A 1228-nucleotide genomic window follows, 5' to 3' on the forward strand; every position below is an offset into this window, starting at 1 on the left:
CATTGGACCGATTTGAGTTAATTACTTATCACTTTGAAGAAGTCGATGGTTCGAATTTATTGGTGTTTGACGTTAACGAAAAAGCTTGGGGGCCAAACTACCTTAACTTCCGTTTCTTCCTCGAAGATGACTTTGATACCGACAGCCAATACGGCATAGGGATGTCGACTAACTTTACCAACTTAAACTCTCACGGTGCTGAAATGGCACTCAACGTTGAGATGGGCACAGATAAGCTCATTGAGGCGGAGCTGTATTCTCCGGTCCTGTCGAGCCAAGAGTTTTTTGTTGCTGGTAAGGTGGCGTACAGCAGTGAAGGGCGAAACTTGCCGGTCAGTGATGATGACTCGAGTTTAAGTTCGGTGAACGATTTTTTGCCAGTGTCTTATACCGAGGTTGTTTCCGAGATAGCGATTGGTATTCAGCCTACGTTGTGGCAAGAGTTGAGATTGGGCGGTCGATACTCTTCGGGTAGCATTGAGTTATCGACATTGGCGTCTGTAGGCAATTTAGATTTTGAGCGAAGAGGCTTGTTTGCCAATTACCGCTTAGACACCCTCGATGATTTTGCTTTTCCTACGCGAGGTTTGTTGGTCGACCTAGAATATTTGGTTTCTCACGATACCAGCCCTGAAGAGATAGGTCAGTCCAAGCCTAAAGATATTGTGGAAGATACAGTGTATGAAATTGACGCTCGATTTAAGGGGGCAATGAGCTATCAGCGTCATACTTTAGTCGGACAAGCAGAATATAGCTTTGTGCAAAGTAAAAACTCGTCGATAACGCTGGACCCTCGTGAGTTAGGGGGCTTTTTGCATTTGTCAGGCATACCGAGAAACAGCTTGATTGGGCAAAACTTATTCTTCAGCAGTTTGGTATATCGCTACAAATGGTTCGACAATGATTTTGGATTGTTTGAAGCGCCAGTTTATGTAGGCGCGTCGCTAGAACATGGCGGTACATGGTCAGACAACGATCTGAAATTGAATGAAGCACCATTGTATAACGCCGCATCAATTTTCTTTGGTGTGGACTCGCCAATTGGACCTATTATGTTGGCATACGGTCGTACGGAGCAGGATATGGAAGCTGTGTATTTGATCGTAGGAACGTCGTTTAAATAATTGGGCTGTAGAAAGCAAAACCTTGGCATATTTGGTCAAAATTAGCAGGACTTTAGTCGTAAGTTGCTATGTTGGTCAAAATGATAAGATTTTAATTTAAGGTT

1 pseudogene is annotated in these 1228 nt (G+C 43.7%); it reads left to right on the forward strand.

Annotated elements, in window-relative coordinates:
- A pseudogene (locus R8N28_RS25590) lies at positions 1–1124 on the forward strand (serine protease); the annotation flags it as partial.
- Positions 1125–1228: the final 104 nt, after the last annotated feature.

The sequence above is a fragment of the Vibrio sp. Vb1554 genome, from assembly GCF_033344235.1.